Genomic DNA, 13228 nt, shown 5'->3' on the forward strand with positions numbered 1-13228 from the left:
ATATAAGCCACCTGGGAAAATAAAGAAACCCGCAGGTAAACCCCTGTGGATAACTAGCCCTGTCATGTCTCATGACTTTTTGGACTCCATGTCCAAAATGTTCATGGACATAACAAGTGCAAGCTAGTTCAGGCTAATTCCTCGGCGCACTTTCGAGAACAATTCCAGAAGGAACTCCCGGGTCCGATGGCCAATAGTATTCATCATCGGCGAAGGTAATTGTTGTGTGCTCACCATCGTTGTGCAGAGCCGGGTTGACTACGGCTTTCTCAATCTCGCGCGTATCCAGGTCACCTCGCCCCGCGAGCCGCGCCGTAACCTTGGTCGGCTGATCCAAGATCAGGATTGCATACGGTCCTTTATCCTGCGCACCAGGATTCGGCTCTTGTCGCTGTTCATAGGCAAGAACCTCAGCTCTGGTCTGGAACACTTTCACAGTTCCCGTAATCGAGTTGGTTCCAGACGCTGTATCCGCGGGTTCCGAGCTTGAACTTGCGCTCGAGCGCGAACTCGAAGTCTCCGACGACCCCGATGCCGGCTGCCCCGCCGTCGGATTCGGGCCACCGTCGTCCCCAGCACCGGCATTGCTTTGGCTTGACGACGACTCCCCTCCCCCGGCAACCCCCACGTCGCTGTTTCGATCCCCGGAAACCTGGAGGAAAAGGAACAGAGCCAACGCCACAATGATGACCGTCAGCAGCACCACGATGGTGATGAGCTGTTTGCGCGTTTTGTCACCTGCGTTAGTGGAAGGCGTAGGCGTGGGTGTTGTCATGATTGAAAAGTTACTCTCCCTGGAAGAATTTATCCCAGTTCTCCTCGCTGGTCAGAGACGGCACTGCTGCACGCCACTGCTCAGCGATGTCATCCCACTTGGAGGACAGCTCACGCATGAGGCTGATGGTCTCAGCGCGCATGGACTTTTCCTTATCCAGGTTGCGGACCAGGTGACGCACACCGTTCTGGGAGGCGTCGGTGACCCAGACATCGTCGAAGGTGGAAATGTGCCACCAGAAGGAGTCCTCGAAGGCCACAGCCACCGGACCCGGGCGCTTCTTGCCCATCTGGGTGTACGCAAGCCGCTTTGCCAAGGTCTTGTTTTCGCTGGAAATTTCGTGTGACGGCGGGCGAACTGGGCTCAGTCCTCCCGGCATCTCGTGCATCGGCAGCAGCTCAGTCTCCGGGAAGTTCTTTCGACCAGCAGAAATGCGGGCAAAGTCACCTTGCGATGCGTTGCTCAGCACCTCCGGGCCACGCAGCAGATCGCGCACGGCTTCCATCTGCGTCCAGGCCAAGCCGTAGCGCATGGAGACCAGGTTCGAGAGGATTCGTCGTGAAGCGACGTTGACCATGTCCTTCGCGGAGACATCACCGTGCATAGAGGCGGCGATGAGGGAGTTGCGCAGGCCGAAGTACTGGGCGGCGTTTTCGATGTCCTTCCAGTAGAAATCGGCGTGCCAGACGGCTGCGCCCGGAAGAGTGTCTGTCGGGTAGCCGGCCTTAGCTGCGCGGAAGCCGTAGTCGATGTCGTCGTACTGGAAAAACAGCGGCAGTGCCAAGCCGATTTCCTTAATGACCTCCGACGGCACCAGGCAGGTCCACCAAGCGTTGTAGTCAACACCCAGGCGGCGCAACTGGTGGTATTCGCGCACGTCAACATCGGCGTGGCCGAACTTGGGGTCGTTCTCCTCGACGGTCAGAGTCTTCCAGTTGTAGGTTTCTCCGGTACGGAAAAGGCTGGTCGGGTTGAACAGGAAAAGCATCTGCGCGCCGAGCAACATCGGCTTTTCTGCACACACGGCCAGAGCGGACAGGCGCAGGGTGGTTTCGGGTTCGGGGCGGATATCGTCGTCGGTGAGCAGCACCATGCAGTCGCCTGCAGCGGTGGCGTCGCGCATACCGCGGGAGAAACCGCCTGCGCCGCCGAGGTTCGGCTGGTGGACAACGTTCAGGCGCTCGCCGAGGATTTCCTTCGCCTGGATGAAATCGGCCTCGTCAGCTGGGTGCTGTTCGCCCTGGTCAACGACGCGGATAGTGCGGACGCGTTCCAGTGCCGGCAAATCCTCAGCCAGCGTGGCGACGGTTCGAGCACAGTCAACCGGCCGGTTGTAGGAGCAGATGACCAGGTCGGTCGGAATATCGCGCTTGATAGCCGACTTGGGCACGACATAGCGGACATCGGAAATCTTTGCACCTGCGTCCTCGGTGTCGAAGCGCAGGTGAATGGCACCGCCGTCGGCGAAGCGATCCAGCGGAACAGTCAGACGTACCTCTTCATTTGCGGAGCCGGACATCGGCGAGTGCTCCCCGGTCCAGTTGCCATCGGCATCTGCGCCACCGGCTGCCCAGGAATCCTCAAGGCGGAGGTGTCCACCAATGTCCTCGGTGTAGGCCAACACACGCGCGGAACCGACCACGCGCGCACGGATTTCGACCTGCTTAATCGAGGTCCAGCGCTGCCAGTACGAAGCCCGGAAGCGACCGAAGTAGGTGTCGGTGCGCACCACGGTGTGGCGGCCCATCGTGATCGAGTTACGGGTGGCCTGCACGGAGCTGTCGTAGGCGCCAGCACCTTCGACTCGGTAGTACAAATCCGGCTCCACCCAGTCTGCGGGCGGAGCAAACAGCACGCGCTGAATAGTCAGCATGTCAACATCGGTTTCGGCGGTCAGCTGAGTGGATTCCTTATTAGAAGCAGTCGAAGTCACGCCCTCCAGCGTATCGCGCTACTTCACACGGAAGATGAATACACGCTGAATGATGAAGTTAATTACCGTCGCAACGCCCTGCGCGACAACGAATGCGCCGAACTGTGCCCACTGCGCATTCCAATCCCAGGTCTCCACAAGCCAGGGCTGCAACACGTTAAAGATGCCGACCTGTGTGGCGTACGTAATCAGGTACAGCACCGCAACTGCCAGCACCTTCTTCGCCGAGGACTTCGACTTGAATGTCCAGCGGCTGTTGATGATGTACGCCGTAATCGTGCCGAAGATCCAGCCGACCGTCTTGCCCCAGAAGTTGGTCGCCCCGAAGACGTTGAGCATGATGAACGTCAGGCCGAAGTCCACCACAGCCGCGATAACGCCGGAGATAATAAAGCGCATCATTTGCACTTTCAGACCGTGCTCGTCCTTGACATCCGTCGCCATCGGCACCGCGGCCGAATCCTCTACGACAAATCCGGTTTCGTAGGAGCCGGTTTCACCGTTGGGGGTTTCGCCGTTGGGGGTTTCGCCGTTGGCGTTCTCTTTTGCTGATTCATTTGCTGACACGCTTTGAAATTCTATGCCACCGGTCAATTCACAAACAGCCGGCGCAGGCACTATGAGGGCATCGAGGGAGGCAAGAGAGCTAGCGCCGCAGTGCCTCGCGCAGCAGGTCCAGTCGCTCCACCGGCGAGAGCGCATCCTCCCCGGCCAGCCCCAGCGCGCACATCTCCGCCCAGCTGGCCGCTGCCAATTCTTCGACGTCCTCACCGGACAGCGGAATGCCCTCATCGCTTTCCCAGCCGAGGCGCTCCATCACATGCGCCGCCACATCATGCCGCAAATCGTCCGAGGTCAGCGCCGCCAAACACAGCAGCTCCACCAACGCCGCATCGTGCCCGGCTGGGTTTGCCTCGGCATCCTCTACCGGCAGTGCACGCAATCGCTTGACGACGCTCTCCCCCACCTCCCCGTTCAACTCCAGCGTGGTTGATTCCGACCTCTGCAGGTCCAGAGCCTGTAGCAGGGGTACGAATTCAAACACCCCTGACCTCTCGATGATGTCGACAACATCGGCACGGGCGGTGGCCAACGTGCTTCGGATACATTCCTGCCCGGTCAATTCCCTATTGATTGCGGCGATGTCGACCGATTCCTCCGCGTCCACGTCCCCCAGTGCGCGAATGGTGCCCGAGCCACCGATGCACAGGGCATCCGGGGTGGCCTCATCGCGTGCAAATGCTTCTCTGACCTGCAGCGTATGTTCCCACAGACCCCATTGCCAGATAAGAGTATCGCCGGGGCTTTGCAGCACCTCGGCAACTGTGGTGGACAGGGGAACGTCAACGACTCCGGCCGCTGCGGGTTTGCCGCTGGTCGCAAATTGCGCCGCTGCCTCTACTGAGGAGCCGGGCAGGTGAAACTTCGTCGGCACGCTTTCATCACCCCACCCAAAAATCACCGCCAAGACATGGGACAGGCTCCGCAAATCCATCTGGTCATTAACACCGAAAACGCGGTGGGCACTGCACGGTTCTTCCTCCAAAGAGGCACCGATAATGAGCGTGGCCGGTTCCGTGGCCACGCGAACGCCTGGGAAGGCGATAACGTTATCGGTCTGTGCTGCCATACCCCACAGCGTACGCAGGAAAAATAAGGTGGGCTGGAGCGCGAAAACTCGCTACAATGCGGGCGTTTTTACCAACGGAATCTGGCGCGGCTCCGCACCCCAGGGCTCGGCCAAGTACTTGCGGCGCAGGCGCTGCGACTCTACGGCCATCCACTGCGCCACCAGCTCCTCCACACCACGAGCGAGCCCCAGTACCGGGCCAGCGACCTCTTCACCCACATGTGGAAAGTCAATGACCTCCACGTCGTTGACCTTGGGAAACCGCGGCTCCGTCAGATTTCCCTTGCCCGGCTTGGCCTTCTCTTCCTTCGCGGCAGCGCGCAGCTGCCCGATGTGCTCACGAATGCCGGCCACGGATGCCGACAGGTCCACCACCGTGGCACCCGCCTGCTCAATCGCCTGCGACAGCAGCTCCGCCCCCTCGCCACCTTCCTCCCCTGTCACCAGCGCAACAAAGCAACCGGTGAGCAGATTGGTGGCGGTCTCCAGGGCTCCGTCGTCAAGCGGACCCACCAGCCATGCCCCCGACAACCTCTCGCCGGCAAAGGACGGGGAGAGCTCCACATGCCAAATGACAACGGGCGATGTGGAACTACATACAGCAAGGGTCTGCGGCGTGGCAGCGGGCGTGGACGTCATGAGGTTGATGGTATCGCGGGTGGCGGATCCCACGCGGGGTAGCCTGTATCGCATGTTCGACTTTTTCAAGAAGAAGCCGCGCGAAACCATCAACATGGCCGCCGAGTACACCAACACCCCGCTGTCGAACCAGATGGTCATGCTGTTCGCCGAGGAACTGCCCATCCTCGACAGCGCAGAGCGCGCCCAGGTCTACCGCGCCCTCGAAGCTTACGATGGCCCGCAGATTACCTCGCAGGAAATGCTGCCGGAAGAGATCCGAAAAATTATGGATCTATAGCCTTTCGGCACATTTCGCTCGCTTGCCGACGGCTCGTGTGCCGCCCCAAGCGTGACCAACACCTCGGAGCGTCACAGGCGACGGGGCCCGTACAAAGGGGTAGCCTAGCCTTGATGTCCACTAACACTAACGGCAAGTCCAGCACCGATGCTTCGAACGGTGCCTACGGAGCCGTACACACAGAAGCCAGGACCCTAACCGGTTGGGGTCGTACCGCCCCCGCTAAGTCCCAGGTGCTGTCGACGCCGGACTTGGATGAAATTGTTAACGCCGTCAAGGCTGTCGCAGATCAGAACTCCGACAAGCCTGCCCACCTGCGCCGCGGTGTGATTGCCCGCGGTATGGGCCGCTCCTACGGCGACCCCGCTCAGAACTCGGGCGGCCTTGTCATCGACATGCAGAAGCTCAACCAGATCCACTCCATTGACCAGGAGTCGGCGATTGTTGATGTCGACGGCGGTGTCACGCTGGACCAGCTGATGAAGGCCGCACTGCCCTACGGCCTGTGGGTGCCGGTGCTGCCGGGTACTCGCCAGGTCACCATCGGTGGTGCCATTGGCCCGGATATTCACGGTAAGAACCACCACTCCGCAGGTTCCTTCGGCGACCATGTGCTGTCGATGGAGCTGCTAGTCGCCGATGGTCGTATCCTGCACCTCGAGCCGGAGGGCTCCGCGGATGACCCGGACGGCAAGCTGTTCTGGGCAACTGTCGGTGGCATGGGACTGACCGGCATTATTGTCCGCGCTCGGATCAAGATGACGAAGACCGAGACGGCGTACTTCATCGCCGATGGCGACATGACCCACACTCTGGACGAGACCATCGAGTTCCACTCCGATGGCTCCGAGGAGAACTTCACTTACTCCTCCGCGTGGTTCGATGCCATCTCGCCGGAGCCGAAGCTGGGACGCGCCGCAATCTCCCGCGGTTCGCTGGCAACCCTGGCTCAGCTGGAGGAATACGCCCCGAAGCTGGCCAAGGACCCGCTGAAGTTCAACGCTCCGCAGCTGGTGACCGTGCCGGATATCTTCCCGTCCTTCACCATGAACAAGCTGACCATGATCAGCATTGGTGAGCTGTGGTGGCTGAAGTCCGGTACCTACCGGAACCAGGTGCAGAACCTCACGCAGTTCTACCAGCCGCTGGATCTCATCGGTGAGTGGAACCGCGGCTATGGCTCCAAGGGCTTCCTGCAGTACCAGTTCGTTGTTCCGCGCGAGGCCGTCGAGCCGTTCAAGGAGATTGTCCGCGATATTCAGCGCTCCGGCCACTACTCGGCACTGAATGTGTTCAAGCTGTTCGGCGAGGGTAACCGCGCTCCGCTGTCCTACCCAATGCCGGGTTGGAACGTCTGCGTGGACTTCCCGATTAAGCCGGGTCTCGGCCAGTTCCTGGACGACCTCGACCGCCGCGTCATGGAGTTCGGCGGCCGCCTCTACTTAGCTAAGGAGTCGCGTACTTCCGCCGCTAACTTCCACCAGATGTACCCCGAGATGCAGAGCTGGCTGGACACCCGCAATGAGATCGACCCGCACGGTGTCTTCGCCTCTGACATGTCGCGTCGACTGGAACTGCACTAAGACAACCGAGAGGATTTAAGCCCCAATGATTAATGCTGTAGGCGCTGCCCAGTCCATCCTGCTGCTCGGCGGCACCAGTGAAATCGGTCTGGCGATCACCGCCGAGTTCCTGAAGAAGGGCTCGGCCAAGGTCATCCTGGCTTCCCTGCCAAACGACCCCCTGCGCGAAGCCTCCGCCGAGAAGATGAAGGCCGCCGGCGCTTCCGAGGTGGTCACCCTCGACTTCGACGCAACGGACTTCGACTCCCACCCGGAGGTCGTCGATAAGGCATTTGCCGACGGCGACGTGGACATCTGCATCGTCGCGTTCGGCATGCTTGGCGACGCCGAGGAGCTCTGGCAGAACCAGCGCAAGGCCGTCCTGGCTGCAAACATCAACTACACCGGCGCGGTGTCTATGGGTGTTCTGGTTGGTCAGAAGTTCAAGGCGCAGGGCCACGGCCAGTTCATTGCCATGTCCTCCGTCGCTGGTGAGCGCGTGCGCCGCTCCAACTTTGTCTACGGTTCCACCAAGGCCGGCCTGGACGGCTTCTACCTGAACCTGGGCGAGGCCCTGGAAGAGTACGGCGTGAAGACCCTGGTTATCCGCCCGGGTCAGGTCCGTACCCGCATGTCCGCGGACGTAGACGAGGCGCCACTGACTGTAAACAAGGAAGATGTTGCCAAGCTCGCAGTAAAGTCCGTCGAGGCCGGTAAGACCCTGGTTTGGGCTCCGCCAGCGTTCCAGCTGGTGATGATGGTGCTGAAGCACATCCCGCGCCCGATTTTCAAGAAGCTGCCGATTTAACAACGGGTTGAGTCGGTTCGTCGGAGTCCGGTTCCTGTGCGAAACTTGAGGGCATGGTAGACAAGCAGGCCGAAACCCCGAGCGCTGACACCACGGGCGCACGAACCTACAGTGGGCTGGTCGACGAAGACCGTTATGAGATCTTCAATGACGACCAGCTCTCCCTCAAGGCTGCCTTGATTTACCTGGTCGCAGCGCTTGTGGGCGGTTCAGTTATTGCCCTGGTGTCCTGGTTCGCCTTCCACCGCCTGTCGCTACCGGCCTTCGGTGGCTCGCAGCTGACCAGGGCAGTTGCGACAGCGCTGATTGTCATCACGCTGACACTCACCACCGTCCTGCTGTATTTCTTCGCCATCAAGGGCAAAGACAATCGCCCCCGGTGGCTAACGTGGCCAACCTACCTGATGGCCTACATGTCACCGGCCATTCTGGTGGTCTCTGCCGTCGGCCTGCCGCTGGGCTCGACCAAACTATGGCTGGACGGCCTTTCTGTCGACCAGGAATTCCGCACCGAATACCTCACCAGGATGGCCGCGGAGCCGGGCCTACACGACATGTCGTACATCGACATCCCGTCCTTCTACCCGGCCGGCTGGTTCTTCCTGGGCGGACGCCTGGCCAATATCCTGGGTATCCCGGGCTGGGAGGTCTTCCAGCCGTGGGCGTTGATAACACTGGCCGCTGCTGGCTGCGTTCTCGTTCCGGTGTGGCAGCGTCTGAGTGGTTCCCTGCCCGTGGCGGCTGGCATTGCACTGACAACCACAGCAGTCGCCCTGGCCACCGTCGCCGATGAGCCCTACGCCGCAGTCGTGGCTATGGGGCTTCCGGCCATGACTGTGATGGCCTGGCGCGGTCTCACCGGTGCCTGGTCCGCCATGTTTGGAGTGCTCGTCTTCCTGGGCATTTCTGCGACTTTCTACACTCTTTACACTGCCGTAGGCGCGCTTATTGTGGTCGTGTTGGCCGTGGTCGCGTGGACGTCGTCAAGCTCGTGGCTGCCCGCGATGCGCCTGCTCATCATGGGCGGCGGGTCGATGCTGATTGCGGCGACGGTGTGGGCTCCGTACCTGCTGGCAGTTGCAACGGGCGCGCCACGTTCGGGCGCGACGGCGACGCATTACCTACCACCGGAGGGTGCGCAGCTGCCGTTGCCGATGTTTGCCGCCAGCGTGATTGGTGTGCTGTGTTTCATCGGCGTTGTGCGCATGTTGGTCAGCGCGACGGAGCCGGATGCCCGCGCGCTCGGCCTGGGCACGCTGGTGCTCTACGGCTGGGTGGTGGCGTCGATGGTGGCAACACTGCTTGGGCGCACGCTGCTGGGGTTCCGTCTGACCGCACCGATTACGTTTATGCTGATCGCGGCTGGCGTGGTCGCGCTTGCCGACGCCCGTCTCAACGGAATCGAGAAGTACTGGCCGCAGGCGACACCACCTCATATCGCCAAGCGCGTCTCCGCGGTCATGGCGGCGGTTCTGCTGCTGGCTGGCATTGGCTACGCGCAGTCGATTCCGAATAAGCTGCATGGCGCTATCGACTTGGCGCATACCGACACCGACGGCAATGGCGAGCGCGCAGACCGCTTCCCGCCGAATGCCGGGGCCTGGTACTCGGCGGTGGATCATACGTTGAAGGATGCCGGCCTCGAACCGTCTCAGACAGTGGTGCTGTCGGATGAAAAGAACTTCCAGGCACTCTATCCCTGGTACGGATTCCAGGCGATGACGAGCCATTACGCCAATCCTTTGGGGGAGTTTGACCGTCGTAATCAGGCGTTGGAGGCATGGTCGGAGATCCGCGATCCCGACGAGCTTGTTCGCGCGATGGATGAGACACCGTGGCAGGGACCGGATGCCATTGTGCTACGTGGCACTGTGGAAAATTCCGGCGACGAGGATGCCACGCCACTGACGCTGGACATTGCGGATGATATCTATCCGAACAATCCGAATGTGGTCTTCCGGAGCTTGAATTTTTCCCGCTCTGCATTTGAGAAACACTGGGAGCTAAACCAGGTCGGACCGTTCGTGGTGGCGGTTCGGAAGTAGATATTGGGCAGTAGATATTGGGCGCTTATTTTCCTTGAAAAAGTGATTCCTGTTACTAATGAGAAAACTGCTATGTAACTTTCGCGTTGCAAACTCAAAGAAAAACGCCAATTACCGTAGTATTTTCCCTTGTGACTGCCGAAACTACAGAAATCAAGGGAAACGTCGATGCTTCACCTGACGTGACCATCGACCGCGTGGAGAGTCCGCCCATGGACGGGCCCTCTCCCACGGCGCTGACTCGCTGGACAGCAATCATCGCGGGAATCGTCGGTTTCATTTGCTTTGTCGTCGCACCGTTCCTCCCGGTGGTGAATACTCAGTCGTCGCTGTCCTGGCCACAGAACGGCTCACTGAACTCAGTGGACGCACCGCTTATGGCGCAGGCACCGCTGGATCTGAATATCGATCTGCCCCTGTCGCTGACAGAAGAGCTTTCCGGGAAGCGGACTACCCTGCTGTCGACTGTTCCTCCCACCGCGGAGAAGCCGACAGAGCGGGCCCTGATGGTGCGCGCCGGCGAGGACGGCCTTGACGTTATCCTGCGCGACAGCGTCGAACTGAGTCTGGATAAGAAGGAGCTTGCCGCTAACACGGACAAGGTTCTGAAGATCCGCTCCACCGAGGACAAGACCACCATCGGCATCGATGGCGCTAAGAGCTCGGATGGTGAAAAACTCGCCACCACGTTGGAAAACGACGTCCGTCCACAGGTCACCGGTATCTACACCGACTTGCCTGTCGACGGCGACGCAGCCAAGGCCGTGGCTGACGGGCTCAAGGTCGAGATGAACATCGACTCGCGCTACACCTCGCACCCCACGGTAGTGAAGTACATCGTCATGTACTTGGGCCTGCTTCTAACGCTGGCTTCTTTGGTTGCGCTTGCGCGCATTGACCACATCGACGGCTCTTCCCGCACCCCGCTGTTCAAGCGCGGTACGTGGAAGCCAACCCCGCTGGACTGGCTGGTTGGCGCAATTCTGGTCGTATGGCACTTCATGGGCGGCAACACCTCTGACGACGGCTATATCTTCACCATGGCGCGGGTGTCTGAGGGCTCGGGTTACATGGCGAACTACTACCGCTGGTTCGGTGCCCCTGAGTCACCGTTCGGCAGCCCCTACTACGACCTCCTGTCGCTGATGGTGAAGGTGTCCACCTCATCTGTGTGGATGCGCTTGCCCGCACTGGTGTCTGCACTGCTGGTGTGGTTCATCATTTCCCGCATGGTTATCCCAAGGCTCGGTGACAAGATCGCTCAGCGCCGGGTGGCCTACTGGTCTGCTGCTGGCGTATTGCTGGCCTTCTGGCTGCCGTACAACAACGGCCTGCGTCCGGAGCCGGTCATCGCCCTGGGCTCCCTGCTCACCTGGATCTTCATTGAGCGCGCAATTCTGACCCGACGTCTCCTGCCGGCAGCAGTAGCCGTCATTATTGCAACGCTGGCTCTCGGCTCAGGTCCGACCGGCCTGATGGCAGTTGCCGCCCTGCTCGCTGGTTTGCCGATGCTGGTGCGCATTGTCGTCGAGCGGCATAAGGCTCTCGGTGGTGGTTGGCAGGCCCCACTGATGCAGATTGCACCGTTCCTGGCAGCGGGCACCGCTATCTTGGTGGGCGTCTTCGGCGACCAGACGCTGGCCACAGTACGCGAGTCCATTCGTGTCCGTAGCATCATTGGCCCGTCGGAACCGTGGTACAACGAGTACGTCCGCTACTACTGGCTGGTGCTGCAGTCTGTCGACGGTGCCTTCCCGCGTCGCTTCCCGGTCCTTATTGCACTGGCGTGCTTGAGCATCACGATTGCCGCTCTGCTTCGCTACCGCACTGTCCCGGGGGCTCTGGCGGGTCCGTCGGCACGCCTGGTATTCATGTACATCGGCACCATGTTCTTCATGACCTTCACCCCGACGAAGTGGACTCACCACTTCGGTGTCTACGCGGGTATCGCAGCCTCTCTGGCAGCGTTGGCCGCCATGGCAATCAGCCACTGGGTCGTGGGCAATCCACGCAACCAGCTGTTTTTCGCCGGTGCCTTCACCTTCATCCTGGCGTTCTCCCTGATGGGAATTAACGGCTGGTGGTACGTGTCGTCCTACGGAGTGCCGTGGTTCGACAAGACCATTCAGTTCCGCGGTCACCAGCTGGGATCCCTCATTATGGTGCTGGCTCTTCTGTTGCTGCTGGCGGGTGCGGTGATGAATTTCGTCCAGGAATTCCGCACGAAGTCGGAGCCGCAGAAGCCATCGTCACGCATGCGCCGCATAAACGCGTTCGCGTCCTCCCCAATTGCAGTGACCACGCTCCTGGTGACGCTGTTCTCGGTCGCTTCACTGGGCAAGGGCGCCGTGTCCCAGTACCCGGCATACTCAATTGCTATGGGTAATCTGCGCTCCTTGACTGGTCAGACCTGTAATCTGGCGAGCGACGTGCTGATGGAAACCGACCCGAACAACGGCTTCTTAAACACCGTCGACGGCACCCCGCTGGAGAATTCCCTACAGGGCAATGACAAGGCCCGCGGCTTTGATCCGAACGGTGTGCCGTCCGATATGAAGGCCGAAGCTGTGAGCACCAGCCAGAGCCAGGCAAGTACTGCCGACAACGAAGAGTCGACTTCGGATTCCTCCATCACTGTTGAGGACAGTTCCACGTCCGGCACCTCTGGCGGCCAGCGCGCTGAAAAGGGTGTTAACGGCTCGCAGGTCGAGCTGCCATTTGGCCTGGACCCGGACAAGGTGCCGGTGCTCGGCTCCTACTCCAAGGACATTCAGCGTCCGGCGTACCTGGAAACATCCTGGTTCCAGCTGCCAGAGATTGATGATGATCACCCACTGCTCATCGTGTCGGCAGCCGGCCGTATTTTCCACCACGACTTCAACGGTGTGGCTCAGCAGGGCCGCAAACTCGTGGCGCAGTACGGGCGCACGGGCGGTGACGAGGACGGATTCGAGGTACTCGCTGAGGCAGAGCCAATCGATATTGGCCCCGCTCCGACCTGGCGTAATCTACGGTTCGTCACCGATGAAATTCCGGAGGGCGCTACCGCTGTGCGCCTGGTCGCTGAGGACAATGATGTCTCCGAGGACCAGTGGTTGGCGCTGACCCCGCCGCGCCTGGCGGAGCTGGAGTCTATGAACGATGTCATCTCACCGGAGACTCCGACCCTGCCGGACTGGCCGGTTGCTTTCCAGTTCCCGTGCCAGCGTCCGTTTGACCACTTTGCCGGTGTCGCGGAGCTTCCGAAGTACCGCATCACCCCGGACCGCGGCCTCAAGGTTGTCGGTGCGGATATCTGGATGCATGCCGACGGCGGTGGTCCGCTAGGATTCACCGAAGCCATCAATGAGATTACGGTTGTACCGGCTTACCTCAAGAACGATTGGCGCCGTGACTGGGGTTCCGTCGAGAAGCTCACGCCACGTCTGAATCAGGACGATGTGAAGCCGGATCTTGCCGAAATCCAGTATGAAGAAGTTACTCACTCGGGTCTATACTCGCCCGGAGAAATGTTCGTGAAGGAGCCCTAGGCGAAAGAGTCTCGGCGCTTCCCTCG

At 60.5% G+C, this 13228-nt stretch carries 10 protein-coding genes; 5 read left to right on the plus strand and 5 right to left on the minus strand.

The window, feature by feature from the left end:
- Nucleotides 1-133 precede the first annotated feature (133 nt).
- From Q0U90_RS03765 to Q0U90_RS03785, 5 genes are all read right to left on the minus strand, one after another.
- Entirely contained in the window at nt 134-775 is a 642-nt protein-coding gene (locus Q0U90_RS03765) for a hypothetical protein (protein ID WP_297451842.1), read from the minus strand.
- A 10-nt stretch (nt 776-785) separates the two neighbouring features.
- Nucleotides 786-2708, minus strand: a complete 1923-nt coding sequence (locus Q0U90_RS03770; protein ID WP_297451845.1) for a glycosyltransferase — start codon at nt 2706-2708, stop codon at nt 786-788.
- Nucleotides 2709-2726: 18 nt separating this feature from the next.
- Nucleotides 2727-3275 (minus strand): GtrA family protein, encoded by a 549-nt coding sequence (locus Q0U90_RS03775; protein ID WP_297451848.1) that lies wholly within the window; start codon nt 3273-3275, stop codon nt 2727-2729.
- Between the two features lie 79 nt (nt 3276-3354).
- Nucleotides 3355-4338, minus strand: a complete 984-nt coding sequence (locus tag Q0U90_RS03780; RefSeq protein ID WP_297451851.1) for a hypothetical protein — start codon at nt 4336-4338, stop codon at nt 3355-3357.
- A 51-nt stretch (nt 4339-4389) separates the two neighbouring features.
- Complete coding sequence (locus Q0U90_RS03785) at nt 4390-5010, minus strand: hypothetical protein (protein ID WP_297451854.1); 621 nt, start codon at nt 5008-5010, stop codon at nt 4390-4392.
- 19 nt (nt 5011-5029) lie between these two features.
- On the opposite strand from Q0U90_RS03785, the gene Q0U90_RS03790 reads away from it, so the two are divergent.
- The 5 genes from Q0U90_RS03790 to Q0U90_RS03810 all read left to right on the plus strand — a co-directional run bounded on the left by Q0U90_RS03790 (nt 5030) and on the right by Q0U90_RS03810 (nt 13202).
- Nucleotides 5030-5257 carry a hypothetical protein gene (locus Q0U90_RS03790; protein ID WP_048761551.1) on the plus strand — a complete coding sequence of 76 codons (228 nt, stop codon included), beginning with the start codon at nt 5030-5032 and terminating at the stop codon, nt 5255-5257.
- A 113-nt stretch (nt 5258-5370) separates the two neighbouring features.
- Complete coding sequence (locus Q0U90_RS03795) at nt 5371-6840, plus strand: FAD-binding oxidoreductase (RefSeq protein WP_297451864.1); 1470 nt, start codon at nt 5371-5373, stop codon at nt 6838-6840.
- A 25-nt stretch (nt 6841-6865) separates the two neighbouring features.
- Nucleotides 6866-7627, plus strand: a complete 762-nt coding sequence (locus tag Q0U90_RS03800; RefSeq protein ID WP_070642719.1) for a decaprenylphospho-beta-D-erythro-pentofuranosid-2-ulose 2-reductase — start codon at nt 6866-6868, stop codon at nt 7625-7627.
- A gap of 53 nt (nt 7628-7680) precedes the next feature.
- Nucleotides 7681-9672 carry a galactan 5-O-arabinofuranosyltransferase gene (locus Q0U90_RS03805; protein WP_297451868.1) on the plus strand — a complete coding sequence of 664 codons (1992 nt, stop codon included), beginning with the start codon at nt 7681-7683 and terminating at the stop codon, nt 9670-9672.
- A 131-nt stretch (nt 9673-9803) separates the two neighbouring features.
- Nucleotides 9804-13202 (plus strand): arabinosyltransferase domain-containing protein, encoded by a 3399-nt coding sequence (locus Q0U90_RS03810; protein WP_297451871.1) that lies wholly within the window; start codon nt 9804-9806, stop codon nt 13200-13202.
- Nucleotides 13203-13228: the final 26 nt, after the last annotated feature.

Origin of the sequence: uncultured Corynebacterium sp. (genome assembly GCF_946998835.1) — a bacterium.
Lineage (GTDB): Bacteria > Actinomycetota > Actinomycetes > Mycobacteriales > Mycobacteriaceae > Corynebacterium.

Coding starts and splice junctions, on each gene's coding strand:
- Q0U90_RS03765 (WP_297451842.1), bottom strand. CDS start 775: ATGACAACACCCACGCCTACGCCTTCCACTAACGCAGGTGACAAAACG.
- Q0U90_RS03780 (WP_297451851.1), bottom strand. CDS start 4,338: ATGGCAGCACAGACCGATAACGTTATCGCCTTCCCAGGCGTTCGCGTG.
- Q0U90_RS03790 (WP_048761551.1), top strand. CDS start 5,030: ATGTTCGACTTTTTCAAGAAGAAGCCGCGCGAAACCATCAACATGGCC.
- Q0U90_RS03795 (WP_297451864.1), top strand. CDS start 5,371: ATGTCCACTAACACTAACGGCAAGTCCAGCACCGATGCTTCGAACGGT.
- Q0U90_RS03800 (WP_070642719.1), top strand. CDS start 6,866: ATGATTAATGCTGTAGGCGCTGCCCAGTCCATCCTGCTGCTCGGCGGC.
- Q0U90_RS03805 (WP_297451868.1), top strand. CDS start 7,681: ATGGTAGACAAGCAGGCCGAAACCCCGAGCGCTGACACCACGGGCGCA.